The following is a 22,573-nucleotide window of genomic DNA, read 5'->3' as shown; positions in this document are numbered from 1 at the left end:
CATTCCCCGGTTGTTTATGCGAAACCGCATTTTTGCGGCTTTATATCTCAGGCGGGATACAACCCACAAGTTCCAGTGTGCAAGCAATATCGCCGGGCGAGCCCCGAAATGCGCCACTTTGTGGGGCAATTGCAACATAGGGCATTCCCGCCTGATTTCTGCCGTTGGAGATGTTCCATCTATTTTTAACGTGCATCTTATCCGAAAACCGGTTCCCACTTTTCGGGATGCGCTCTAGTGGTCTGATTCCGACATTTGCATCCCTTGGATATGAGCGCTGGGCAAATGTCGGAAGCAAAAAGACCACTAATAACTTTATGAATCTAGTGGATTTTTCGAATTTGACGTTTGAGACGAGATTTGTATCGGACGGGTATCAAACGTCAAATTCAATCCACTAGCAAAAAGGCGAAGCCTTTTGAGGCTTCGCCTTTCTTTATCTTGGTTTCGAGTTTTATCAGTCGATCTTGCTGGTCGCGCGGTCGATAACAGCCTGCGGGAATTCGACGCCCATCTTCTTGGCAGCGCCGAGATTGATGACGAGATCGGTTCCCTTGGCGATATCGACAGCGATATCGCCTGGCTTTTCACCCTTGAGAATCTTCACCACGACGGCACCGGTCTGCTTGCCGACATCGTAATAGTTGAAGCCGAGGGCAGCGAGTGCACCGCGCTTGACCGAATCCGTGTCTGCAGTGAAGAGCGGCAGCTTGCTTTCTTCAGCAACGCCGACGGCGCTTTCCAGAGCCGAAACGATGGTGTTGTCGGTCGGAACATACATGGCGTCCGCACGGCCGACGAGGGCGCGCGCTGCACCCTGAACTTCAGCCGACTTGGTGGCAGCCGATTCAACGATTTCGATGCCTTCGGCGGAAGCTGCTTCCTTCAGTGCGGCCAGAAGCGACACGGAATTGGTTTCACCGGAATTGTAGAGATAACCGAGCTTCTTGATGTTCGGCATCACTTCCTTGATGAGCTTGATATGCTCTGCCACCGGCGACATGTCGGAAAGACCGGTCACGTTGCCGCCCGGCTTTGTCATGTCCTTGACGAGCTGCGCGCCGAGCGGATCGGAAACAGCGGTGAACACGACCGGAATATCGCGGGTTGCCGAAACGACAGCCTGTGCCGATGGCGTGGAGATCGGAACGATCACATCCGGGCCTTCGCCGACGAACTGGCGGGCGATCTGCGCTGCAGTTGCCGGGTTGCCCTGTGCGGATTGATAGACGAATTTGAGATTTTCGCCTTCCTTGTAGCCCGCTTCGGCCAGCGCATCCTTCACGCCGTCGCGCGCGGCGTCGAGGGCCGGATGTTCAACGATGGCGGTTACGGCGACGGTTACGTCTTTTGCCTGTGCCGAGGTGGCAATGGCCGTTGCGGCCAGCAAGGCCAGAAGCATAGAACGCATGAAAATCTCCCCTGTTTTGGTGCGTTGCTTATCGGCAAACACCTTTTCTCCAATAACCTCAGATTGAAGGTTTATCCGCCAGATTTGAGGCTTAATCGGGTCCGGATAGACTGTCAACGTGTGGGGTAATCTGTCAGGCAGCCTGTCCGGCAACCTGTCCGGATTGAACACGATATGCCCGCAACAAAAAGCGGCTCGAATTCTGACGGGGTTCAAATGCTGAACACTGTGTTCAGCACCCTTTCAATCTGGCGGCGCGCCGCCATATTTGGCGATAACAATTATCTTTTGCCCGCAATCAGGGAACATCATCATGAAGAAAATCGGCTTTCTTTCCTTCGGTCATTGGTCGCCATCGCCGCAATCGGGAACCCGTTCCGCAAGCGATGCGCTTCTGCAATCGATTGACCTTGCTGTTGCCGCCGAGGAACTGGGCGCGGACGGCGCCTATTTCCGTGTGCATCATTTTGCGCGCCAGCTTGCCTCGCCTTTTCCGCTGCTTGCAGCAGTTGGCGCCAAGACGAGCAAGATCGAGATCGGCACGGCCGTCATCGACATGCGGTATGAAAACCCGTTCTATATGGTTGAAGATGCAAGTGCTGCGGACCTGATCTCCAAAGGCCGTCTGCAGCTCGGCATTAGCCGCGGCTCGCCGGAACAGGTGATCGATGGCTGGCGTTATTTCGGTTATGCGCCGGAAGAGGGCAAGACCGATGCCGATATGGGGCGCCAGCATGGCGAGGTGTTCTTCGAAGCGCTGAAGGGGCAGGGCTTCGCCCAGCCAAATCCGCGCCCGATGTTTCCGAATCCTCCCGGTCTGCTGCGCATTGAGCCGCATTCGGAAGGTCTTCGGGATCGCATCTGGTGGGGTGCCGCCTCGGATGCGACAGCGATCTGGGCGGCAAAGCTTGGCATGAATTTGCAAAGCTCGACCCTGAAGAAGGACGAGTCAGGCGAGCCGTTGCATATTCAGCAGGCCAAGCAGATCCGCGCCTATCGTGAAGCCTGGAAGGAAGCCGGACATACGCGCACGCCGCGTGTTTCGGTGAGCCGCAGCATCTTCGCGCTGGTTGATGATCGCGACCGGGCCTATTTTGGTGGCGGAAGCAACGAGCAGGATTCCATCGGCTATATCGAGGAAGATCTGCGGGCGGTCTTTGGTCGGTCTTATGCGGCTGAACCGGATAAGCTCATCAAGCAACTCGAAAAGGATGAGGCGATTGCTGAAGCCGATACGCTGCTTCTCACGGTGCCGAACCAGCTTGGTGTCGACTACAACGCGCATGTAATTGAGTCGATCCTCAAGCATGTTGCGCCAGCACTTGGCTGGCGCTGAGTACTCTTAAAGACAGGCGGTGCAGGCATGTCTCCTGAAAGTGGAAACCGGTTTCGGGAGACATGCGCAGAAATAGACCGTCGCCTGTTTTCATTCCACGCCGTAAATCGCCAGAAGCTGTTTCATGCGGCTGATGGCGAGGTCTGGCTGGTCGAGCACATTGGCCTGATCGGCGAGACGGAATATGTCGGCGTAATGCAAGATGCCGCGCGCTGACTGCATTCCGGCTGGCATGGTGAAATGGTTCTGGTGACCGTTCAGCCAGGCCAGGAACACGACGCCAGCCTTGTAATATTGTGTCGGTGCTTCAAAGATTTTCCGTGATAGCGGCACTGTTGGCTCAATGATGGCGCGGAAGCGGGCATTGTCGCCTGCGGCGAGTGCTGAAAGCGCGCTGGATGCCTGTGGTGCAACGGCATCGAAAATGCCGAGTAGCGCATGACTGTGCTTGTTTCCGTCGCCTTCGATCAGCGGCGCATAGTTGAAATCATCGCCCGTGAAACAGAGCACGCCTTCCGGCAGGCGGTCGCGCAGTGCGATCTCGTAGCGCTCCTCCAGCAGCGAGATTTTGATGCCTTCCACCTTGTCGCGATGGGCTCCAATGATGTCGATTACCGTATCAAGCGCATCGTCGAAATTTTCCGAACCCCAATAGCCTTTAAGCTGCGGGTCGAACATATCGCCCAGCCAGTGCAGCACGACCTTGTCGCGGGCTTGACCGAGAATTCGGCCATAGACCTTGGCATAATCGTCGGGTGATCTGGCGATGCGCGCCAGGGCACGGCTTGCCATCAGGATGAAACGCCCGCCATGCTTTTCGATGAACCCAGCCTGTGTCTCATTGGCCTTGATCACATCATCGAGGTTTTTTGCATCGGCGGGATCAAGGTGGTCAGTGCCTGCACCGCTCGCGAGATCAGCACCCGCTACGGTCTTGCTGTCTGCCAGCGAACGGCGGATCAGTTCCTGCGCACCTGCCCAGTTCAGTCCCATGCCGCGCTGTGACGTATCCATCGCTTCCGCGATCTTGAAACCGAGGCTCCACAGATGATGCCGGAAAGCCATTGTCGTGTCCCAGTCGATCGCCGGGTCGTTCCATGGACGGGCATCTTTCAGCGGATCGGAAACCACATGCGCTGCTGCATAGGCAATGCGATTGAACTGCGGCGGGTTTGCTGGACGTGAGGTTGGTGTCCCGGTCAGCGTGTAGGAATGCAGGCTTCCCTTGCTATCCGGCAATGTCACTTGATGGTTGCTCATACCCTTATCGTTCCTCCGCCTGAATATCTGATTGTTAGTTTAGAACGTTCCAAATGACAATCCGGCCAAAAATTAAGGCAGAAATGTGATTTGCGTGATTTTAGGCAAAAAGTACACGCTTTCGCAGAAAATGCGTCCAGAAACCGGCTTTCAATTGTGGCGAAGCGAAGGAAAATAGCTGCTTCCGCCTCCGCTCTTGACAGTATTGGAACGTTCCAATTAAATCAGCAATCGAAATCGGAGCAGGGTATGAGCAAGAACAGCGTCACCGTTATCGATATTGCGCGCGAGGCAGGCGTGTCGAAATCGACTGTCTCGCTGGTGCTGCGTGGTAGTCCGCTTGTTCATGCCGAAACCCGGGCCAAGGTGCAGGAGGTAATCGAGAAACTCGGTTATGTTTATAACCGTTCGGCTGCCAATCTCCGTCAGGCGAAATCGAAAATCATCGGCCTTGTGGTCAATGACCTGACCAACAGCTTCTTTGCCGAGCTGGCAGTTGGTGTTGATCGTGTCATGCAGTCGGCGGGTTATGTGCAGTTTCTCGCCAACACGGCGGAAAGCATTGATCGTCAGCGCGAAGTGATTGCCTCGATGCGTGAACATGGCATTGCCGGGCTGATCGTTTCGCCAGCGCGTGGAACAGAGGCTAATGATCTGAAACCACTGGCAAAAAGCGGCCTGCCGGTTGTACAGATGGTGCGCGATGTACCGGGATCGGGCGTTTCTTCCATCGTTTCGGACAATCGCGGCGGCGTGGCAAAGGCGGTCGAGCATTTGGTGTCTCTGGGGCACAGCGTTATCGCTTTCATGGGCGGTTATGCGGATACCGCTGTTTTTGCTGAAAGAGTTGCGGGCTATCGTGCGGGACTTGAGCAGGCGGATATCCTGTTTGATGATGCGCTGGTCTTTACCGCAGCACCTTCACGTGCGGGCGGTGTGGAAGCGCTGGAACAGATGCTGCGGCATGGCATGAAACCGACCGCTGCGGTGTGCTTCAACGATGCCGTGGCTTTTGGTGTCTGCGATGGTTTGCGCGCTGCAAATCTGGAGCCGGGCCGGGATTTTGGCGTGGTTGGTTTTGACGATGTGATCGAAGCCAAGACCGCTGTTCCGGCGCTGACGACGGTATCTGTCGATCCGCAAGGTTTGGGAGAACGTGCGGCGCAGCTCTTGCTGAAACAGATCAATTCGGAACGGGTGGAGGCGGAGGCGCAGCGCTTGTCGGTGCGTCTTGCGGTGCGTGCAAGTTGTGGTGCGCCGTTCAAAAATGAGGAGAAATTCGCATGGCAAAGTGGGGCCTTATAGGCGCAAGCACCATTGCAAAAGAATGGGTGATCGGAGCCATTCGCGCCACCTGTGGCGAAGTCGTTTCCGTTTACAGCACCAATGCTGAGCGTGGCGAAACCTATGCCCGCGAAAACGGCATTGCCCGTTCCGTGACAAGCCTTGAAGCGCTGTTGTCCGATCCGGAAATCGACGCAGTCTATATCTCCACCACCAATGAATTGCATCGCGATCAGGCGATTGCCGCCGCAAAAGCTCACAAACATATTCTCTGTGAAAAGCCGCTGGCTCTGACGATTGGCGACGCGCATCAGATGCTGAAAGCCGTGCGTGAAGCGGGCGTTGTGGCTGGCACCAACCATCATTTGCGCAATGCTGCAAGCCATCGCGCCATGCACGATGCAATTGCCAAGGGCAAGATCGGCAAGGTGCTGGGCGCGCGGGTTTTTCATGCGGTTTATCTGCCGCCGCATTTGCACGGCTGGCGCATTGAACGCCCTGACGCGGGCGGCGGTGTGATCCTCGATATTACCGTGCATGATGCCGATACATTGCGCTTTGTGCTGGGTGAAAACCCAGTCGAGGCCTTGGCTTTCAGCCAGCAAGGGGGCCTCAGCGGCGAAGGACTGGAAGATGGCGTGATGGGCGTTTTGCGCTTCTCCTCCGGCGTCATCGCTCAGTTCCACGATGCTTTCACCACCAAATATGCGGAAACCGGCTTCGAGGTACATGGCAGCGAAGGCTCGCTTATTGCACGCAATGTCATGACGCAAAAGCCGGTCGGGACCGTCATTCTGCGTGACAAGGATGGCGAACACGAATTGCCGCTCGATCAGAAAAATCTCTACGAAACTGCCTTGCAGGCTTTCCATAATGCCATCGCTGGCAAGGGCCAGCCATCGGCAACATTGGAGGACGGCATCTGGTCGCTGGCGACCGGGCTTGCTGTGCTTGAGGCCGCAAAGACCGGCAAGGCTACCGCCGTTCATTCAGGACTTTGAGAATTATGAGCAAACATACTTCCTTTGCGGAAGCAGCTGCCCTTATTCCCGACAACGCTGTCGTTTCGGTCTCTTCATCGAGCGGTCTTGGCTGCCCGGATATGATGCTGAAAGCGATTGGTGAACGGTTTGATGAAACCGGTCATCCCCAAAATATCACCACACTGCACCCGATTGCTGCGGGCGATATGAGTGGCATCAAGGGTGTCGATTACATCGCCAAAAAAGGGCTTCTGAAAAAGATCATCGGCGGTTCCTATCCGTCAGGGCCGTCGAGTGCCGAGCCGCCGCTGATCTGGCAGATGATCACCAATAACGAGATTCCGGCCTATAATATCCCGTCCGGCATTCTGTTCGACATGCATCGCGAGGCGGCTGCCAAGCGTCCGGGCGTGCTGACCAAGGTGGGGCTTGATACCTTCGTTGATCCCAAGCGTCAGGGATCGGCAATGAACGATAAGGCGCGCGAAGAGCCCGTCGTCAAACAGGTCAGTTTTGAAGGTGAAGACTGGCTCTATTTCCCCAATATCGTGCCGCATGTGACGATCATCCGCGCCACCACGGCCGATGAACGCGGCAATCTCACCTATGAGCATGAGGGTGCTTATCTTGGTGGGCTGGATCAGGCGCTGGCTGCGCGCAACAATGGCGGTATCGTCATTGCGCAGGTCAAACGCATTGCCAAGGAAGGCACGCTGAAACCGCATGATGTGCGCGTGCCGGGCGTGCTGGTGGATTATATCGTGGTTGATCCCGATCAGAAGCAGACCACACAGACGCTTTATGATCCGGCAATTTCCGGCGAGATTTTCCGTCCGCTTGATACATTCCGCTTGGCCGAATTCAATATTCAGAAAGCGATTGCGCGGCGTGTCGCACAGGAGTTGCAAGCGGGAAGTGCGGTCAATCTTGGCTTCGGCATTTCCGCCAATGTGCCGCGCATTCTGCTGGAAGAGGGCCTGCATGGCGCGGTGACATGGGTGATCGAGCAGGGTGCTGTTGGCGGCGTGCCGCTTCTCGATTTTGCCTTTGGCTGTGTATCGAATGCTGATGCCTATATGCCGTCACCCTATCAGTTCACCTATTTTCAGGGCGCTGGCTTCGACGCCTCGCTCTTGTCCTTCCTTGAGATCGGACGCGACGGCTCAGTCAATGTGTCGAAGCTGTCATTCCGTCCGCATGTGACGGCGGGAGCAGGTGGGTTTGTCGATATTACTGCACGAGCCAAAAAGATTGTCTTCTCCGGCATGTTCAATGCAGGGGCGAAATTGTCGGTCGCTGACGGTAAGCTGGTGATCGAGAAGGAAGGCAAGCTCAAAAAGCTGGTGAATGAGGTTGAGCATGTCACCTTCTCCGGTCCGCGCGGTGTCGAACAGGGACAGGACATTACCTATGTCACCGAACGTGCGGTTCTGAAGCTCACGCCAGAAGGCATTGTGCTGACCGAGATTGCGCCGGGTGTGGATTTGCAGACGCATATTCTTGATCAGGCTGAGTTTCCGCTGATCGTTTCGGATCAGCTTAAAATCATGGATGAAGCCTTGTTCCGCGACGAGCCGATTGGCCTCACGCTGCCGCAAAAGCCTGCTCGAAAGCTGGAGGCTTAAATGGCCCAACGGATAGAAATCTCGATCGAGAACCACATCGCCGTCATGACGATCAAGCGGCCCGAAAAGCTCAATGCGTTTGATATCGAGCTTTTGCAGGAATTGTCTGCCGCCTGTGACCAGGTGGAAGCGGACAGCAGCGTGCGGGTAGCGATCCTGACCGGTGAGGGCAAAGCCTTTTCCGCCGGTGGTGACATCAAGGCATGGGGCGGCATGGAACCGCAGGAATTCGGCCATGCCTGGGTGCGCTATGGGCATCGTGTATTCGAACGTCTGGCGACTTTGCGTGTACCCTTGATCGCCGCGATGAACGGTCATGCTTTGGGCGGCGGGCTGGAACTAGCAGGCGCCGCCGATATTCGCATTGTCGAACGACAGGCAAAAATCGGCCTGCCGGAAACCTCGCTCGGCATGATCCCCGGCTGGTCGGGCACACAGCGTCTTGTGCGCCGTTTTGGTGCGCAGATCGTGCGCCGCATGGTGCTGGGCGGTGAAATGTTCACAGCGGACGAAGCGCTGTCGCATGGGCTGGTGGATGCTGTGGTGGAGACGGGTGCAGCCTTGCAGGCGGCGCAGGACTATGCGGCGCGGGTGGCCAAGCGCGGACCGGCTGCGCTGGAAATTTCCAAACTGATGCTGTCGGTCGCCAATGGCGAGGATAGTGGCACGGCAGTCGAGACGCTGGGGTCCATCCTTGTCGCCAAGACCGATGATCTGAAAGAAGGCGTGCGCTCGTTTACCGAAAAGCGCGAAGCAAATTTTGAAGGAAAATGGTGATGAGCGTAGTCGTAAAACCGCAGCCGTTGACCGGGCTGGAAGTCCGCGAATTCTCCATGCTGATCGATGGAAAATGGGTGGGCAGTGAAAGTGGCCAAACGATTGAACGTGTGGCGCCCGGCCATGGAGTGACGGTGAGCCGCTATCCGGCCGGCAACAAGGCCGATGTGGAACGCGCTGTTGCGGCTGCGCGCAAGGCTTTTGACGATGGGCGCTGGTCGTCTAAAACCGCATCGCAGCGTTCGCTGATTTTGCTGAAAGCCGCCGATCTGATTGAAGCGCGGGCGGAAGAGCTGGCCTATCTCGATGCGATTGAAGCCGGCAAACCAATTTCTCAGGTGCGTGGCGAGATAGCAGGGTCGGTCGATATCTGGCGCTATGCGGCAGCGCTCGCACGTGATCTGCATGGTGAAAGCTATAATACGCTGGGTGATGGCACCCTTGGTGTCGTGCTGCGCGAGGCAATTGGTGTCGTTTCCATCATCACGCCGTGGAATTTCCCGTTCCTGATCGTGGGTCAGAAGCTGCCATTTGCTTTGGCAGCGGGCTGCACGGCAGTCGTAAAACCTTCGGAACTCACATCCGGATCGACATTGTTACTCGGCGAAATTCTGGCCGAAGCAGGCGTCCCGGACGGTGTTGTCAACATCATCACCGGAACGGGCGCTGATGTCGGTCAGCATATGAGCACGCATCCGGATGTTGATATGGTTTCGTTCACCGGTTCAACCGGCGTGGGCAAGCTGACCATGGCCAACGCGGCACAAACGCTGAAAAAAGTATCGCTGGAGCTTGGCGGCAAGAACCCGCAAATCCTGTTTCCTGATGCCGATATGGATGCCTTTATCGATGCTGCCGTTTTTGGCGCATGGTTCAATGCAGGCGAGTGCTGCAATGCCGGTTCGCGGCTCATTGTGCATCGCTCGATTGTCGATGAGATTGTCGGGCGCGTGGCTGATCTGTCGAAGAAAGTCATCGTTGGTGATCCGCTCGATGTCAGTACGCAGGTTGGCGCGATCATCACGCCGCAGCATTTGACAAAGGTTGGCACCTATGTCGATCAGGCCAAAAAGGCGGGTGCTGCAATTGCCCACGGTGGCGATGTGCTGGATCTCGGCCTTGGCCAATATATGGGGCCGACCATCATTGCGGGCGTGAAGGCCGATATGGCCGTGGCGCGTGAAGAAGTGTTCGGGCCGGTTCTGTCGGTGCTGTCTTTTAATACGGTGGATGAGGCAATTTCGATTGCCAATGCGGTTGATTATGGCTTGTCGGCTGGCGTGTGGAGCCGCGATTTCGATACCTGCATGACCATCGGACGCAAGGTGCGGGCAGGTACTGTCTGGATGAACACCTTCATGGATGGCACGCCGGAACTGCCTTTCGGCGGTTATCGTCAGTCGGGTCTGGGCCGCGAGCTGGGCCGTCATGCGGTGGAGGACTATACCGAAACCAAGACGCTCAACATGCATATCGGTGCGCGCACCGGCTGGTGGATGCCACAAGGCAAGTAAGGAGTGACGGCTTTGGGAGGACAGCCGGATATCGTCATCATCGGATCGGGTATCGGCGGCGCGAGCATAGCCGCTGGTCTTGCCGCATCAGGTGCGGACATTCTTATTCTTGAGGCAGGAGAGCGCTTGCCGGACAGGCCGGAAAACCGCGACCCGCGTGCCATTTTCCAGCGTGGATTTTTTCGCCCGAAAGAGTTCTGGTATGAGACCAACGGTACGCCGTTTAATCCCGGCAATTATTACAATGTCGGTGGCAATTCCAAGTTCTTTGGCGCGGTGCTGATCCGCTATCGCCGCGAGGATTTTGCCGAGATGGCGCATCTGGAAGGCGTATCTCCGGCATGGCCATTTGCCTATGACGAGCTTGAGCCGTGGTATAGCCGTGCCGAACAGCTGTTTCAGGTGCGGGGCGAACTGGGCGATGATCCGACCGAACCGGAACATTCAAAGTCCTATCCCTATCCGGCGATCCGTGACGAACGACCAATGGCCGATGTGCGTGCGCGGTTGAAGAAAGCGGGGCTTCACCCGGCTTCCCTGCCGCTTGGGGTTGATATTGATCGCTGGTTGGCCAAGGCAAAGACACCATGGGATGCATTTCCCAATAGCGATGACGGCAAGATGGATGCGGAATCCTGTCCGTTAGCACTTGCGCTCAAACATCCGAATGTCCGGCTGGAAGCCTCGGCGCGGGTAACGAAGCTGGAAACCGGACCGGATGGCAAAACCATCACAGCGGTTCATTATGTGAAGAGTGGCGAGACGCTGATTCTGCGCCCAAAGCTCGTTATTCTCTCAGCCGGTGCGGTGCAGTCGGCTGCGCTTCTGCTGCGCTCAGGCCTTGCCAATCGTTCCGATCAGGTGGGCCGCAATTTCATGAACCACAATTCCAGCGCGGTGATCGCTTTCGACCCGCGCTATCGCAACGATTCCATCCACCAGAAGACCTTCGGTTTCAATGATTACTATCTGTCGGATGGAGCAGGCGGACCGCCGCTCGGCAATGTGCAACTGCTTGGCCGTGTGTCGGGTGAAATCCTGAAAGCCAATATGCCCCGCGTGCCGGAATGGCTGCTGACTCGCGTTGCGCGTCATACGATCGATTTTTACGCGATGAGCGAAGACCTGCCATCGCCTGAAAGCCGCGTGACAGTTGATGGCGACCGCATCATTCTGCATTGGGTGCGTTCCAACTGGAAGGCGCATCTGATGCTGGTCGATAAGCTCAAATCCGCGCTCAGGCAGGCAGGTTTCCCGGTGGTGCTGTCGCGGGCTTTCGACCGGCGCACGCCATCGCATCAATGCGGCACGGTGCGCATCGGTAACGACCCGGCGACCGCGCCGCTTGATCCTTATTGCCGCGCTTATGACCATCCAAATCTCTATGTGGTCGATGCGTCGTTCCTGCCGACATCGGCGGCGGTCAATCCGGCGCTGACCATCGCCGCGCAGGCTTTGCGCGTGGCCGACAGTCTTAACCGGGAGGTGCTGGCATGAACCGTCAAAGACCTGTTGCAGTGGTAACCGGCGGGCGGCGCGGGATCGGGCTTGGCATTGCCCGCACGCTCGCTGCCAAGGGGTTCGATCTGGCGATTACCGACCGTGAGCGTGATGAGGCCGTCATCGATGAATTGCGCGATCTTGGTGGAAGAGTGGCTTTCTTTGAAAGCGATCTGGCTGCCGTTGGAATGCATGAGGCAACCGTCTCCGCGGTGCTGAAGGAATTTGGCGGCATCGATTGTCTGGTCAACAATGCGGGCATGGGCTCGGTTGAGCGCGGCGATTTCCTCGGGCTGAAGCTCGAAAACTTCGACACGATCATGGATGTGAATCTGCGCGGCACGGTGTTTTTCACACAGGCCGTGGTGAAAGCCATGCTGGCTGCAACCGAAGTGCGTTTCCCGCGCAGCATCGTGACGATCAGTTCGGTTTCCTCCGTGATGACTTCGCCGGAGCGGCTTGATTACTGCATCAGCAAAGCCGGATTGACTGCCTTCGTGCAGGGTCTTGCGCTGCGGCTGGCCGAAGCGCGGATCGGTGTGTTCGAGGTGCGTCCCGGCATCATCCGCACCGATATGACGGCGAAAGTCTCCGAGCGTTATGACGGGCTGATCGAAGCCGGTCTGGTGCCGATGAAACGCTGGGGCGAGGCGGGTGACGTCGGCGCGATTGTGGCCGGGCTTGCCGGCGGCGATTTTATTTTTGCGACAGGCTCGGCGATCAATGCCGATGGCGGCCTGTCGATTGCAAAGCTTTAGGAACGGCGTGATGGATTACGATTATATCATCGTGGGTGGCGGGCCTGCCGGTTGTGTTCTTGCCAATCGTCTGAGCGAAGATGCATCGGTAAAAGTGCTGCTCCTGGAGGCCGGTGGAAGCGACTGGAATCCGCTGTTTCACATGCCTGCCGGTTTTGCAAAGATGACCAAAGGTGTGGCGAGTTGGGGCTGGGAAACTGTTCCCCAGAAGCACCTCAAAAACCGTGTGTTGCGCTATACGCAGGCGAAAGTCATCGGTGGTGGCTCCAGCATCAATGCGCAGATTTATACGCGCGGCAATGCGGCCGATTATGATCTCTGGGCTGGCGAAGACGGTTGCACCGGCTGGGATTATCGCCATGTGCTGCCCTATTTCAAACGCGCCGAAGACAACCAGCGATTCAACGATGATTTTCATTCCTATGGCGGGCCGCTTGGCGTTTCGATGCCATCCGCGCCGCTTCCAATCTGCGATGCCTATATCCGTGCCGGGCAGGAACTGGGCATTCCGTATAATCCGGATTTCAACGGTCGCGAGCAGGCGGGCGTCGGCTTTTATCAGCTCACGCAACGCAATCGCCGCCGTTCCTCCGCGTCGCTTGCCTATTTATCCACGATCAAAGATCGCAAGAACCTCACCGTGCGCATGAATGCGCCGGTACGCACTATCGAGCTGGAAAAGACCCGTGTAACCGGCGTCACGCTGATGAGCGGCGAGGTCTTGCGCGCCAACCGCGAGGTGATTGTCTCGTCCGGCGCGATAGGCTCGCCGAAACTCCTGCTACAATCGGGCATCGGCCCTGCCGATCATCTCAAAAAACTCGGCGTCAATGTGAAACATGATCTGCCGGGTGTGGGCGAAAACTTGCAGGATCATCTTGATCTCTTTGTCATTGCCGAATGCACAGGCGATCACACTTATGATGGCGTGGCAAAGCTGCACCGAACACTGGGCGCGGGGCTGCAATATATTCTGCTGCGCTCCGGTCCGGTGGCGTCGAGCCTCTTTGAAACCGGCGGTTTCTGGTATGCGGACCCGGATGCGCGTTCGCCCGATATTCAGTTTCATCTGGGGCTTGGTTCGGGCATCGAGGCAGGTGTGGAGAGGCTTAAAAATGCAGGCGTGACACTCAATTCCGCCTATCTGCATCCACGTTCGCGCGGAACCGTGCGGCTCGCTTCCAGTGACCCGGCTGCGGCACCGCTGATCGACCCCAATTACTGGAGTGACCCGCATGATCGCAAGATGTCGCTCGAAGGTCTGAAGATCGCGCGCGAAATCATGCAACAGGATGCGTTGAAGCCCTATGTCATGGCCGAGCGTCTGCCGGGACCGAAGGTCGTCAGTGACGATGATCTGTTCGATTATGCCTGTGCCAATGCCAAGACCGATCATCATCCGGTCGGCACCTGCAGGATGGGGACGGATGCGATGGCCGTTGTCGATCTTGATCTGAAAGTGCGGGGGCTCGAAGGCTTGCGGGTTTGCGACAGCTCGATCATGCCACGCGTTCCATCCTGCAACACCAATGCGCCGACCATCATGATCGGCGAAAAGGGTGCGGATATTATTCGTGGCCTTGATCCGCTGCCGCCAGTTCTGTTTTCATGGGAGAAGAACGAGCACAAGCGGCGCGCGCGGATTTAGTCCCCGTCAACGACCGGTTCAAAACGCAAATAGCCCACGACATCCGAGCCCTTTCGGTTCGGATTGTCGGATGGGTGGTTCACGCCGTCATTGACCGGAATGACCTTGAAGTCGAAAGGCGAGACGCCTTCGAGACAGGCGGTATTCACACCGAATTGCTGCGGATTGGATCGGCGCTGGTGGAAGGTGTAAATCCCGCATTTCGAGCAGAAATAGTGCTTAGCCGCACCGGTATTGAACGTGTAAAGCGTGAGCGCATCTTCGCCTTCCAGTATTTCAACCCCATTGAGTTCTGCGGAAACGGCGACGGCCCCGCGCATCCGGCAATAGGAGCAGGTGCAGCGCCGTGCTGTGTGCAGGCCATTGGATAGTTTGACGCGAAAACGCACGGTCCCGCAGTGGCACGCGCCATTGGCTTCCTTGATGTCAGGGTTCATTTTCTCTCCTCGCATTTATACGGAAGCTATTTTGTTTTTTGCCGGTTTACCATCGCTGAAAACCTATTAAATTCGTGACCGAGAATACTTCCGGGAGGGATTTGGCATGGGTGAGTTTGCAGTCGTCACGGGCGGGAGCACCGGCATCGGAAGGCATCTCGTTTGTGCTTTTGCCGATGCGGGCTACACGGTGGCCTTCAGCTACAAGCACGATGACGAAGCTGCACAATCGCTCGTCGAAGCCATCGAAGAGGCGGGCGGTCAGGCGCTGGGACTTGGCTGCGATGTTGGAAGACGTGTCGAGGTCGAAGCCTTCTTCGATGAGGTCTGCGACTGGTTCGGTGATGCGCCCGATGTGCTGGTCAACAATGCAGGCATCCAGACCTGGGCACCCTTGCTGGAACTTTCCGAGGATGGTTGGGACGATGTCATCCGCACCAATCTGAAAGGCTGCTTCCTCAATACGCAGGCTGCCGCGAAGCGCATGGTGGAGGCCGACAAGGGCGGCGCCATCGTCAATATCGGATCAGGCTGCAACAAGCTCGCCTTTCCGAAACTGGTTTCCTACACGGCATCGAAGGGCGGCATAGAGCAGTTCACCAAGGCTTCGGCGGTGGAGCTCGGGCCGCACGGCATCCGGGTGAATTGCGTGGCCCCCGGCGCGATCCTCAATGAACGCACAGCAGAAGAACAGCCCGACTATGCCGGCACCTGGGCACGCATCACGCCGCTGCGCAGGGTGGGAACAGCGGAGGACATTTCCGGTCCAGTGCTGTTTCTGGCATCCGATGCAGCACGATTTGTTTCGGGTCAGACGATCTGGGTCGATGGTGGCCTGTTTTCACAGGCCAACTGGCCTTATGAAGGGTAACGGATTGCCAGTATTCTGTAATTTTCGCACCAACTGGACGTTCCTCAATCATATCTACCATCTGCTTTATTGATGGGCAGAAATGCTAGCATTTTATCTCGAAAAAATACTTAATACTCAATTAATACTGCCAATGAATTGCGCTTTTCATATCCTTTGTGTTGGTTACGGTTTACTGGCCTTCATTGGAAGGTAAACAATATGGGAGTAATACAATGCACATTGACCTTAAAGATAAAGTATCAATAGAAGCTCTGACGAAGGGGCTTTCTATCACGCTAACGCGACCAGAGTGCACGGATAGCCACTCCACTCTAGGGTATAATGATAAAAATGGTTCGGGCAACAAGCCTGTATAAAAATTTATTTACAGGGGCGATTATTATCGCCCCTTTCGTTTTTAATGGGAGAGGATATGTTGATGAATGCCGTTCAATCTCAGGCCCCAATTTTTTCGATAAGTGTCGAGTATGCCCGCGATTTTGCCTGCAAAAATTTACGGATCGATGACGCTCCCCTCTCGCTAGCCCATACGCGAGACAAATTGGTAATGGGCAGGTTGACCGAACAAGCTTCCCTCTTGTTTGCCGATCTAATTCCCGAAATCCGGCATCAGCTTGATCATCCATTGGTCGGGATCGTTGCTATTGACGTACCGCAAGTGTCTGAAGATGCCACCGTTGATGCAATCGTAGGTTCCTTGATTGCAGTCTCACTTACACAAGCAATTATGCCGAGCTTACCCGATCGTGAGAACAAAACGCCGTTTTCAATTTTTACTGCGTCAAAAGATAATAGTAAGAAGCTAGATCGCGTAGGTATACGCGGCCTCTCTCCTACTGATGTTCTGGATTTTCATTCTGATGGGTCGATTGTCGATGGCAAACTGTCAGTTCCAGACCACATTTCCATTTTTAATGTGTTTATCAACTACCACGATAGAGGCAACTTTTATTGGGTTCCGACGAGCACAATTTCGAGTTTTTCTCATATCATCGAAAAGGTAGGATTGTCGCAGGAATACTGTTTCAGTCTCACTCCCGCTGTTTATGATAACGGCCAATCTGATGTTAAGGTTGTAGATAGGCGCGCAAGGGCGGCAATTTTTACCCGCGCTCTAGACGGTTCAATTACAACTTTTATGAATGGTACTTTTGAAGGTCGGGCTGGTACTAGCGTCGATCAAGCAGAAGACGTCACCGCTGAAATCAAGACAGCTATTTCGACCAATCCGATCCGTTATTCAATTCCGCAGGAAAGCCGGAGGCTTATCCTTCTCAATAATGCGAACGGGTTTCATGCTCGCGATATTTTTGAAAACCCTATGGAAGAATATCCCGTTACCCGAACATATCTGCGAAGCGCTTCCATTGCTGGTAAAGTTGTTGGTCAGATAGTTGAGGACTGATTTTGCTTCAAAGAGTTTTTAAGTATTTTGAACAGTTAGTTGATTTTCACCATCACGGTCTGCGGGCGCATCAGTCGCGTACTGCGCTCGCACTTTTCTTTGTTCTCATAAAACCGTTTCGGTGGCTGATTGTGGCATCTGCGCTGTCTGGTGCTGCCCTTACGGCGATTGACCTGCTTAGAATGTGGGCTGTGGCGTATATCGTTGATATGGTCGCGCATTCGCCCGAGCTCAATTTAACTTCTGCAACGATCACCTTTTTTGGCTCGTTGATTGTCGCTTATGCGGTAGCTGATCCTGCACTCTGGCTCGTCAATTACATGCTTCGAATGCAGGCGCTTCGATCACAGACAAAATCATCTGCCCTTTGGCAGTCGCACAAGGCTGCTTCTCAACATGGTATGGAATATTTCCATTCGCACCACGCCGGCCAGATTTCCGGGCGTATAGGGCAACTCTCGAATGCAGTGCAATCGGGTATAGAAATTCTAGCTGGTCGTTTCCCACTCGGCTTTGTGCGTTTCGCAGGTTCTGCCGTTCTTATTTCCTATCTTGCTCCTCTATTTGTCGTTCCAGTGTTGATTTGGATTTTACTAAATGGATTGTTAGCGATCTATCTTGTGCCAAAGTTCAATGCTCAAGCTGAAAAAATTTCCGAGACGTCCAGCATCGTAAACGGCGCTATTACAGAATATTTTTCAAATATTCGTGCGATAAAGACCTTATTTGCTTATGATACAGAGAACAGTTTTGTTCTTTCAAGAATTGATAAGCAACACAAAACAAACCTCGATATTAACCGTTTAACAACGATTGCCGGGCTGTTCATTCGTGTGCTGAACACAGGTCTGGTTTCCAGTATTCTCGCATTGGGCTTATACGGATTAGCACAGGGATTGATATCGCCTGGTGAGTTTGTTGCAGGAATTACCTTAGCCGGGGGCATGGCTGCGGATGCTGGTTGGTTTGTAGGGGTGTGGGAAGGACTAACTCAGACATTTGGCACTATCAGAGATGCGCGTTCGACTGTTACGGCAAAACCAATCGTTAAAGACGGCAGTGAGCGCCTACGGGTGTCCAATCCACCACACATTTCATTGCATAACGTCAGTTTCTCTTATGGAATAAAACAAACTTTGAGGAATATCTCGTTTGAGATAGAGGCTGGGCAGAAGGTTGGTATCGTTGGGCCCTCTGGAGCAGGTAAATCTACGCTTATCGATCTAGTGCTGAGACTATACGATGTTGATGCAGGACAGATTGCGCTTGATGGGCAGGATATTCGCTCTGTGAAGATTTCCGAGCTACGAGGCGTCTTTTCAGTCGTTGCGCAAAGCGACGCGCTGTTTCATCGGTCGATAAAAGAAAACATCGCGTTTGGCGCGGAAATCTCCAACAATGCAGCGATAAAGCGTGCAGCCGAGTTAGCAGATGCATCTTCGTTTATTGAAGAGCTAGCCCCGGACGGGAAGGGCTTTGACGTAGTCGTTGGAGAGAGGGGAGCGAGACTTTCGGGTGGTCAACAACAACGCATTTTACTCGCACGCGCCTTCCTACAAAATCGGCCCGTTCTTATTCTTGACGAAGCCACCTCCGCTCTCGATACCAATAGTGAAAGCTTGATTAAGAATGCAATTGCGTCGCTTGACGCAGATACAACTGTTATCGCAGTTGCGCATCGCCTTTCTACCGTCAGAGACTTTGATAAAATCATCGTTCTAGACAATGGTGCTGTCGTGGCAATGGGACCACACGAAGATCTTATTCAATCCTGTGAGCTTTATCGAGAGTTGTGGATTAAGCAGGCTGGCCTGACGACGATGTAGAATACGCTGTAGCGAGACCAGAGACCGTAGGAAACGCGACGGATTGGGGTAAGCCGGAAGACACCAAAATCAGGGACTTGTATCTGATCTCTGGCACTAAAGCTTTTCAACGAACTAAGGAAATTGAATGGTGATCCCGACAGGAATCGAACCTGTGACCTACAGATTAGGAATCTGTCGCTCTATCCTACTGAGCTACGGGACCAACCGATGAGCATTCGCCGGTGATTCCAGCATTGCGAATGCTTTCAGACACATACTGTTTTTCATGCTGGTCGCCAACCCCGCAAAAAGCGGGGCAGGCGGATTTATTCAGCTATCAGGCGGCAAGCGCCGTTTCCGCTACCGCTACAAAATAGCTGACGCCATAGGGAATGGCATCGTCATTGAAGTCATAGGCCGGATGGTGAAGGCCGGGCGTATCGCCATTGCCGAGGAAGATATAGGCGCCGGGACGCGCTTCCAGCATGTAGGAAAAATCTTCCGCCGCCATCATCGGCTCGACACTCTCATCCACTTTGCCTTCGCCCGCCACAGCGCTGGCGACGCGGGCGGCAAACTCCGTCTGCGCATCGTGGTTGTAGGTGACCGGATAATTGTTCTTGTAGCGCACGGTGATTTCCACACCGGTGGCGGCTGCGATACCGGCGGCAGCTTCACGGATACGGCGTTCGGCAAAGGCGCGGGTTTCCTTCTTGAGCGTGCGGACCGTGCCCGACAGCGTCGCCTTTTCCGGGATCACATTATAAGCCTCGCCCGCAATGAACTTCGTCACCGAGATCACAAGTGAATCAAGCGGATCGACATTGCGCGAAACAATGCCCTGAAGGGCGATCATCAGCTGGGAACCTGCCAGAATCGGATCAATGGTGCGATGCGGCTGCGCTGCGTGGCCGCCGCGACCTGTGATGAAGAGATCGAATTCATCCGTCGCTGCCATGATCGGGCCTTTTCGCATCGCGAACTGTCCGACCGGCAGGCCCGGCATATTGTGGATGCCGTAGACTTCCGAAATGTTGAAACGGTCCATCACGCCGTCCTCGACCATGGCGAGGCCACCGGCGCCGCCTTCTTCGGCAGGCTGGAACAGAAGCGCGACCGAGCCGCGGAAATTGCGGGTCTCTGCGAGATATTGCGCTGCGCCCAGCAGCATTGAGGTGTGTCCGTCATGGCCGCAGGAATGCGCCTTGCCGGGATTTTGCGAGACCCATTCGACACCGCTCGTTTCGGTGATGGGCAGGGCATCCATGTCGGCGCGCAGGCCAATTGCCGGGCCATCGCCATGGCGACCCTTGATGATGCCAACCACGCCTGTGCGTCCGACGCCTGTTTCCACAAGATCGCAACCGAAGGATTTCAGCTTGTCTTCGACAAATTGTGCAGTTTCGTGCACGTCATAGAGAAGTTCAGGATTCTGGTGCAGTTTTCGGCGCCATGCGGCAATTTCCGCTTGCGTTTCAACGGCACGATTCAACACTGGCATTTTCTGATGGCTCCCCGGATTGGGCGTGATTTGAAGGAAACAGGATATGACGTTTCGGTGAAAGCGGGCAATCCCTGTTTGCCTTTTCATCGCCACATGGCATAGATAAAGAAAGCGTTAATCTCCCATTATAGAGCAATTCGAACCCGCAGAAGTTGCAGGCTATTTCGATTGGAACTACGGAATGATGTCGAAATCATTGAAAATCTGGTTTGCAGCTGTTGGCTTGTCCGCGACCGCACTGGCGTCCGCCGCCGCTAATCCCTCGATCGCAGTGGATGTGGCAACAGGCAAGGTCTACCAGCAGCAGGAAGCTTTTCAGCGCTGGTATCCCGCTTCCCTGACCAAGATGATGACGGCCTATGTGGCATTCCGTGCGCTTCAGTCGGGCCAGATGACGCTGGATTCGCCGGTGCGCATGACGGTCAACGCCGCCAAGGAACCGCCGAGCAAGATGGGCTACAAGCCGGGATCGGTCATGACGCTCGATACGGCGTTGAAGATCATGCTGGTTAAGTCGGCCAATGATGTTGCGGTGGCCGTTGCCGAGGCCGTGGGCGGAACGGAATCCGGTTTCGTGCAGCGCATGAATGCGGAAGCGCAGCGTATCGGTATGGTCGGCTCGCATTTCGCCAATCCGAACGGCTTGCATAATCCCAATAATTATACGACGGCACGCGACCTGGCGGTTCTGGCCGTGCAGTTGCGCCGCGAATTTCCGCAATATGCGCATTATTTTGCGACCGAGGCGATCGATCCGGGCGCGGGCAAGAAAGTTCAGGCCAATTACAACATCCTGCTTGGCCGCTATGACGGGGCGGACGGGATGAAGACCGGTTTCGTCTGCGCATCCGGCTTCAACCTAGCAAGTTCGGCAACGCGCAACGGCCGGACGGTGCTGGCAATTGTTCTCGGTGCGGACCGGCAGGAAGCGCGCGCGGTTCAGGCAGCACAGCTGATGACAGACGCTTTCAGGGCAAATGCGAGCGGTGGCGCTACATTGGCGACCTTGCGCCCCGCAGCCGGCGGAAATCTCAATCAGGCCGTCGATATGCGCAAGGCTATCTGCAGCCAGCAGGCCATGGCCGATCGCTGGGACGGTCGCGATGTCGAGGGTAAGCTGAAAATCAATTCGCCTTATATCCATGCGATGGATCGCGATCCGGTTCCGGTTCGCGTCGGTCTGGTTTCCGAACCGGGTCCGACGACCCGCCCGAGCCAGCTCGACATTTCGCAGATTCCGGTGCCAATGCCGCGTCCGCAGCGTTCCGCCGGTGCCAATACCACCGCGATCAACTGATATGCCGAATCCCATTCCCGTTTCCGTGCTGACCGGTTTTCTTGGTTCAGGCAAGACGACGCTTCTCAACCGGCTTCTGAAAGATCCGGCGCTGAGCGATACGGCGGTCATCATCAACGAGTTCGGCGAGATCAGCATTGATCATCTGCTGGTTGAGCAGGCGAGCGAGGGCGTGATCGAGCTTTCCGACGGCTGCCTGTGCTGCACGGTGCGCGGCGAGCTGGTGGATACGCTGGCCGACCTGATCGACCGTCTCCAGACCGGGCGCATCAAGGCGTTGAAGCGCGTCATCATCGAAACCACCGGGCTCGCCGATCCGGCGCCGGTGCTGCATTCGATCATGGGGCATCCGGTGCTCATGCAGGCTTTCAGGCTGGACGGTGTTCTGGCGACCGTGGATGCCGTCAACGGCATGGCGACGCTCGACAATCACGAGGAAGCCGTCAAGCAGGCGGCAATGGCCGACCGCATCGTGCTGACCAAAACCGATCTGCCGGAAGCGCAGTCAGGACTGGCGGCATTGAAGGCGCGTCTTCATGCGCTCAATCCCGGCGCAGACATTCTGGAAGCTGGTGAACAGCGCACGGGTTATGCGGCGCTTTTTGAATGCGGTCTCTATAATCCGGAAACGAAATCGGCGGACGTGCAGCGCTGGCTCAAGGCGGAAGCCTATGAGGCCGGTTATCATGACCACTCCCATCACGGGCATTCTCATCATGGGCATGACCATGTATGCGGGCCGGATTGCGATCACGACCATCATCACCATGACGATGCGATCCGGTCCTTTTCGCTTCGTCACGATGCGCCGATCCCGCTATCGACCTTCGACATGTTCCTTGATCTTTTGCGCTCGACGCATGGCGAGAAGCTTCTGCGTGTGAAGGGCATCGTGCAGATTGCCGAAGACCCGGATCGCCCTGTCGTGATTCATGGGGTGCAGAAGATATTCCATCCGCCAGCGCGCCTGCCGCAATGGCCGCAGGATAAACGCGAAACGCTTCTGGTGATGATCGTGAAGGATCTGCCGGAAACCTATGTTCGCGAGCTTTTTGATGCGTTTTTGGGGCGTCCTGCGCTCGATAGGCCAGACCGTGCCGCGCTGATGGAAAATCCGCTGGCTATTCCGGGTTTTTCGCCCCGGAACTGATA

18 protein-coding genes and 1 tRNA gene are annotated in these 22,573 nt (G+C 55.5%); 14 read left to right on the top strand and 5 right to left on the bottom strand.

Translation table 11 applies throughout. From position 1 onward, the window contains the following. Positions 1-457: 457 nt before the first annotated feature. The gene (locus tag KWJ32_RS05490) at positions 458-1,411 is read right to left on the bottom strand and encodes an ABC transporter substrate-binding protein (protein ID WP_010657637.1); all 954 of its coding nucleotides are present in this window, start codon (positions 1,409-1,411) and stop codon (positions 458-460) included. Between the two features lie 313 nt (positions 1,412-1,724). Between KWJ32_RS05490 and KWJ32_RS05485 the strand changes: the two genes are divergently transcribed. Beyond that, positions 1,725-2,747 carry an LLM class flavin-dependent oxidoreductase gene (locus tag KWJ32_RS05485; RefSeq protein ID WP_012091080.1) on the top strand — a complete coding sequence of 341 codons (1,023 nt, stop codon included), beginning with the start codon at positions 1,725-1,727 and terminating at the stop codon, positions 2,745-2,747. A gap of 90 nt (positions 2,748-2,837) precedes the next feature. Here the strand turns inward: KWJ32_RS05485 and KWJ32_RS05480 are convergent, their stop codons facing one another. Beyond that, positions 2,838-4,007, bottom strand: coding sequence for a dihydrodipicolinate synthase family protein (locus tag KWJ32_RS05480; protein ID WP_151609646.1), 1,170 nt, complete (start codon positions 4,005-4,007; stop codon positions 2,838-2,840). A gap of 249 nt (positions 4,008-4,256) precedes the next feature. On the opposite strand from KWJ32_RS05480, the gene KWJ32_RS05475 reads away from it, so the two are divergent. From KWJ32_RS05475 to KWJ32_RS05440, 8 genes are read left to right on the top strand one after another with little or no spacing between them, the layout of a single operon-like run. Beyond that, positions 4,257-5,312 (top strand): LacI family DNA-binding transcriptional regulator, encoded by a 1,056-nt coding sequence (locus KWJ32_RS05475; RefSeq protein WP_012091082.1) that lies wholly within the window; start codon positions 4,257-4,259, stop codon positions 5,310-5,312. Beyond that, positions 5,291-6,292 (top strand): Gfo/Idh/MocA family oxidoreductase, encoded by a 1,002-nt coding sequence (locus tag KWJ32_RS05470; protein WP_151609643.1) that lies wholly within the window; start codon positions 5,291-5,293, stop codon positions 6,290-6,292. The genes KWJ32_RS05475 and KWJ32_RS05470 overlap by 22 nt, the downstream gene beginning before the upstream one ends. Positions 6,293-6,297: 5 nt before the next feature. Next, positions 6,298-7,899 (top strand): acyl CoA:acetate/3-ketoacid CoA transferase, encoded by a 1,602-nt coding sequence (locus KWJ32_RS05465; protein ID WP_151609642.1) that lies wholly within the window; start codon positions 6,298-6,300, stop codon positions 7,897-7,899. Further along, a complete protein-coding gene (locus KWJ32_RS05460) occupies positions 7,900-8,676 on the top strand; it encodes an enoyl-CoA hydratase/isomerase family protein (protein WP_012091085.1) in 777 nt (258 codons plus the stop codon). Beyond that, positions 8,670-10,190 carry an aldehyde dehydrogenase family protein gene (locus KWJ32_RS05455; RefSeq protein WP_040129067.1) on the top strand — a complete coding sequence of 507 codons (1,521 nt, stop codon included), beginning with the start codon at positions 8,670-8,672 and terminating at the stop codon, positions 10,188-10,190. Before KWJ32_RS05460 ends, KWJ32_RS05455 begins: the two co-directional genes overlap by 7 nt. 12 nt (positions 10,191-10,202) lie before the next feature. Then, on the top strand, positions 10,203-11,687 hold the full coding sequence (locus KWJ32_RS05450) for a GMC family oxidoreductase (protein ID WP_012091087.1): 1,485 nt from the start codon (positions 10,203-10,205) through the stop codon (positions 11,685-11,687). Beyond that, a complete protein-coding gene (locus KWJ32_RS05445; RefSeq protein WP_151609640.1) occupies positions 11,684-12,448 on the top strand; it encodes a 3-ketoacyl-ACP reductase in 765 nt (254 codons plus the stop codon). Before KWJ32_RS05450 ends, KWJ32_RS05445 begins: the two co-directional genes overlap by 4 nt. A 10-nt stretch (positions 12,449-12,458) precedes the next feature. Next, positions 12,459-14,096 (top strand): GMC family oxidoreductase N-terminal domain-containing protein, encoded by a 1,638-nt coding sequence (locus KWJ32_RS05440; RefSeq protein WP_151609638.1) that lies wholly within the window; start codon positions 12,459-12,461, stop codon positions 14,094-14,096. Here KWJ32_RS05440 and KWJ32_RS05435 read toward each other — a convergent pair. Continuing rightward, complete coding sequence (locus KWJ32_RS05435) at positions 14,093-14,533, bottom strand: GFA family protein (RefSeq protein WP_012091090.1); 441 nt, start codon at positions 14,531-14,533, stop codon at positions 14,093-14,095. The genes KWJ32_RS05440 and KWJ32_RS05435 overlap by 4 nt on opposite strands. A 106-nt stretch (positions 14,534-14,639) precedes the next feature. On the opposite strand from KWJ32_RS05435, the gene KWJ32_RS05430 reads away from it, so the two are divergent. From KWJ32_RS05430 to KWJ32_RS05420, 3 genes are all read left to right on the top strand, one after another. Next, a complete protein-coding gene (locus KWJ32_RS05430; RefSeq protein ID WP_012091091.1) occupies positions 14,640-15,404 on the top strand; it encodes an SDR family oxidoreductase in 765 nt (254 codons plus the stop codon). A gap of 415 nt (positions 15,405-15,819) precedes the next feature. Beyond that, positions 15,820-16,812 carry a hypothetical protein gene (locus KWJ32_RS05425; RefSeq protein WP_040129068.1) on the top strand — a complete coding sequence of 331 codons (993 nt, stop codon included), beginning with the start codon at positions 15,820-15,822 and terminating at the stop codon, positions 16,810-16,812. 2 nt (positions 16,813-16,814) lie between these two features. Continuing rightward, complete coding sequence (locus KWJ32_RS05420; RefSeq protein ID WP_012091093.1) at positions 16,815-18,638, top strand: ABC transporter ATP-binding protein; 1,824 nt, start codon at positions 16,815-16,817, stop codon at positions 18,636-18,638. A 128-nt stretch (positions 18,639-18,766) separates the two neighbouring features. Here the strand turns inward: KWJ32_RS05420 and KWJ32_RS05415 are convergent. Both KWJ32_RS05415 and KWJ32_RS05410 read right to left on the bottom strand, forming a co-directional pair. Continuing rightward, a tRNA-Arg gene (locus KWJ32_RS05415) sits at positions 18,767-18,843 on the bottom strand. Between the two features lie 114 nt (positions 18,844-18,957). Further along, entirely contained in the window at positions 18,958-20,121 is a 1,164-nt protein-coding gene (locus KWJ32_RS05410) for a M20 aminoacylase family protein (protein ID WP_151609636.1), read from the bottom strand. A 184-nt stretch (positions 20,122-20,305) separates the two neighbouring features. Here KWJ32_RS05410 and KWJ32_RS05405 point away from each other — a divergent pair, with 184 nt between their 5' ends. Beyond that, a complete protein-coding gene (locus tag KWJ32_RS05405) occupies positions 20,306-21,421 on the top strand; it encodes a D-alanyl-D-alanine carboxypeptidase family protein (RefSeq protein WP_012091110.1) in 1,116 nt (371 codons plus the stop codon). A gap of 1 nt (position 21,422) precedes the next feature. Then, on the top strand, positions 21,423-22,571 hold the full coding sequence (locus tag KWJ32_RS05400) for a GTP-binding protein (protein WP_012091111.1): 1,149 nt from the start codon (positions 21,423-21,425) through the stop codon (positions 22,569-22,571). The last annotated feature ends 2 nt before the right edge of the window (positions 22,572-22,573 follow it).

It is taken from the genome of Ochrobactrum sp. BTU2, from assembly GCF_024539785.1.
Classification (GTDB): Bacteria; Pseudomonadota; Alphaproteobacteria; order Rhizobiales; family Rhizobiaceae; genus Brucella; species Brucella anthropi.
This window is presented reverse-complemented; position numbering and strand designations above follow the sequence as displayed.

What these genes read in the sequence shown, in the direction of transcription:
- KWJ32_RS05490 (WP_010657637.1), bottom strand. Translation starts at nt 1,411, where the DNA reads ATGCGTTCTATGCTTCTGGCCTTGCTGGCCGCAACGGCCATTGCCACC.
- KWJ32_RS05485 (WP_012091080.1), top strand. Translation starts at nt 1,725, where the DNA reads ATGAAGAAAATCGGCTTTCTTTCCTTCGGTCATTGGTCGCCATCGCCG.
- KWJ32_RS05480 (WP_151609646.1), bottom strand. Translation starts at nt 4,007, where the DNA reads ATGAGCAACCATCAAGTGACATTGCCGGATAGCAAGGGAAGCCTGCAT.
- KWJ32_RS05475 (WP_012091082.1), top strand. Translation starts at nt 4,257, where the DNA reads ATGAGCAAGAACAGCGTCACCGTTATCGATATTGCGCGCGAGGCAGGC.
- KWJ32_RS05470 (WP_151609643.1), top strand. Translation starts at nt 5,291, where the DNA reads ATGGCAAAGTGGGGCCTTATAGGCGCAAGCACCATTGCAAAAGAATGG.
- KWJ32_RS05465 (WP_151609642.1), top strand. Translation starts at nt 6,298, where the DNA reads ATGAGCAAACATACTTCCTTTGCGGAAGCAGCTGCCCTTATTCCCGAC.
- KWJ32_RS05460 (WP_012091085.1), top strand. Translation starts at nt 7,900, where the DNA reads ATGGCCCAACGGATAGAAATCTCGATCGAGAACCACATCGCCGTCATG.
- KWJ32_RS05455 (WP_040129067.1), top strand. Translation starts at nt 8,670, where the DNA reads ATGGTGATGAGCGTAGTCGTAAAACCGCAGCCGTTGACCGGGCTGGAA.
- KWJ32_RS05445 (WP_151609640.1), top strand. Translation starts at nt 11,684, where the DNA reads ATGAACCGTCAAAGACCTGTTGCAGTGGTAACCGGCGGGCGGCGCGGG.
- KWJ32_RS05440 (WP_151609638.1), top strand. Translation starts at nt 12,459, where the DNA reads ATGGATTACGATTATATCATCGTGGGTGGCGGGCCTGCCGGTTGTGTT.
- KWJ32_RS05435 (WP_012091090.1), bottom strand. Translation starts at nt 14,533, where the DNA reads ATGAACCCTGACATCAAGGAAGCCAATGGCGCGTGCCACTGCGGGACC.
- KWJ32_RS05430 (WP_012091091.1), top strand. Translation starts at nt 14,640, where the DNA reads ATGGGTGAGTTTGCAGTCGTCACGGGCGGGAGCACCGGCATCGGAAGG.
- KWJ32_RS05425 (WP_040129068.1), top strand. Translation starts at nt 15,820, where the DNA reads ATGTTGATGAATGCCGTTCAATCTCAGGCCCCAATTTTTTCGATAAGT.
- KWJ32_RS05410 (WP_151609636.1), bottom strand. Translation starts at nt 20,121, where the DNA reads ATGCCAGTGTTGAATCGTGCCGTTGAAACGCAAGCGGAAATTGCCGCA.
- KWJ32_RS05405 (WP_012091110.1), top strand. Translation starts at nt 20,306, where the DNA reads ATGATGTCGAAATCATTGAAAATCTGGTTTGCAGCTGTTGGCTTGTCC.
- KWJ32_RS05400 (WP_012091111.1), top strand. Translation starts at nt 21,423, where the DNA reads ATGCCGAATCCCATTCCCGTTTCCGTGCTGACCGGTTTTCTTGGTTCA.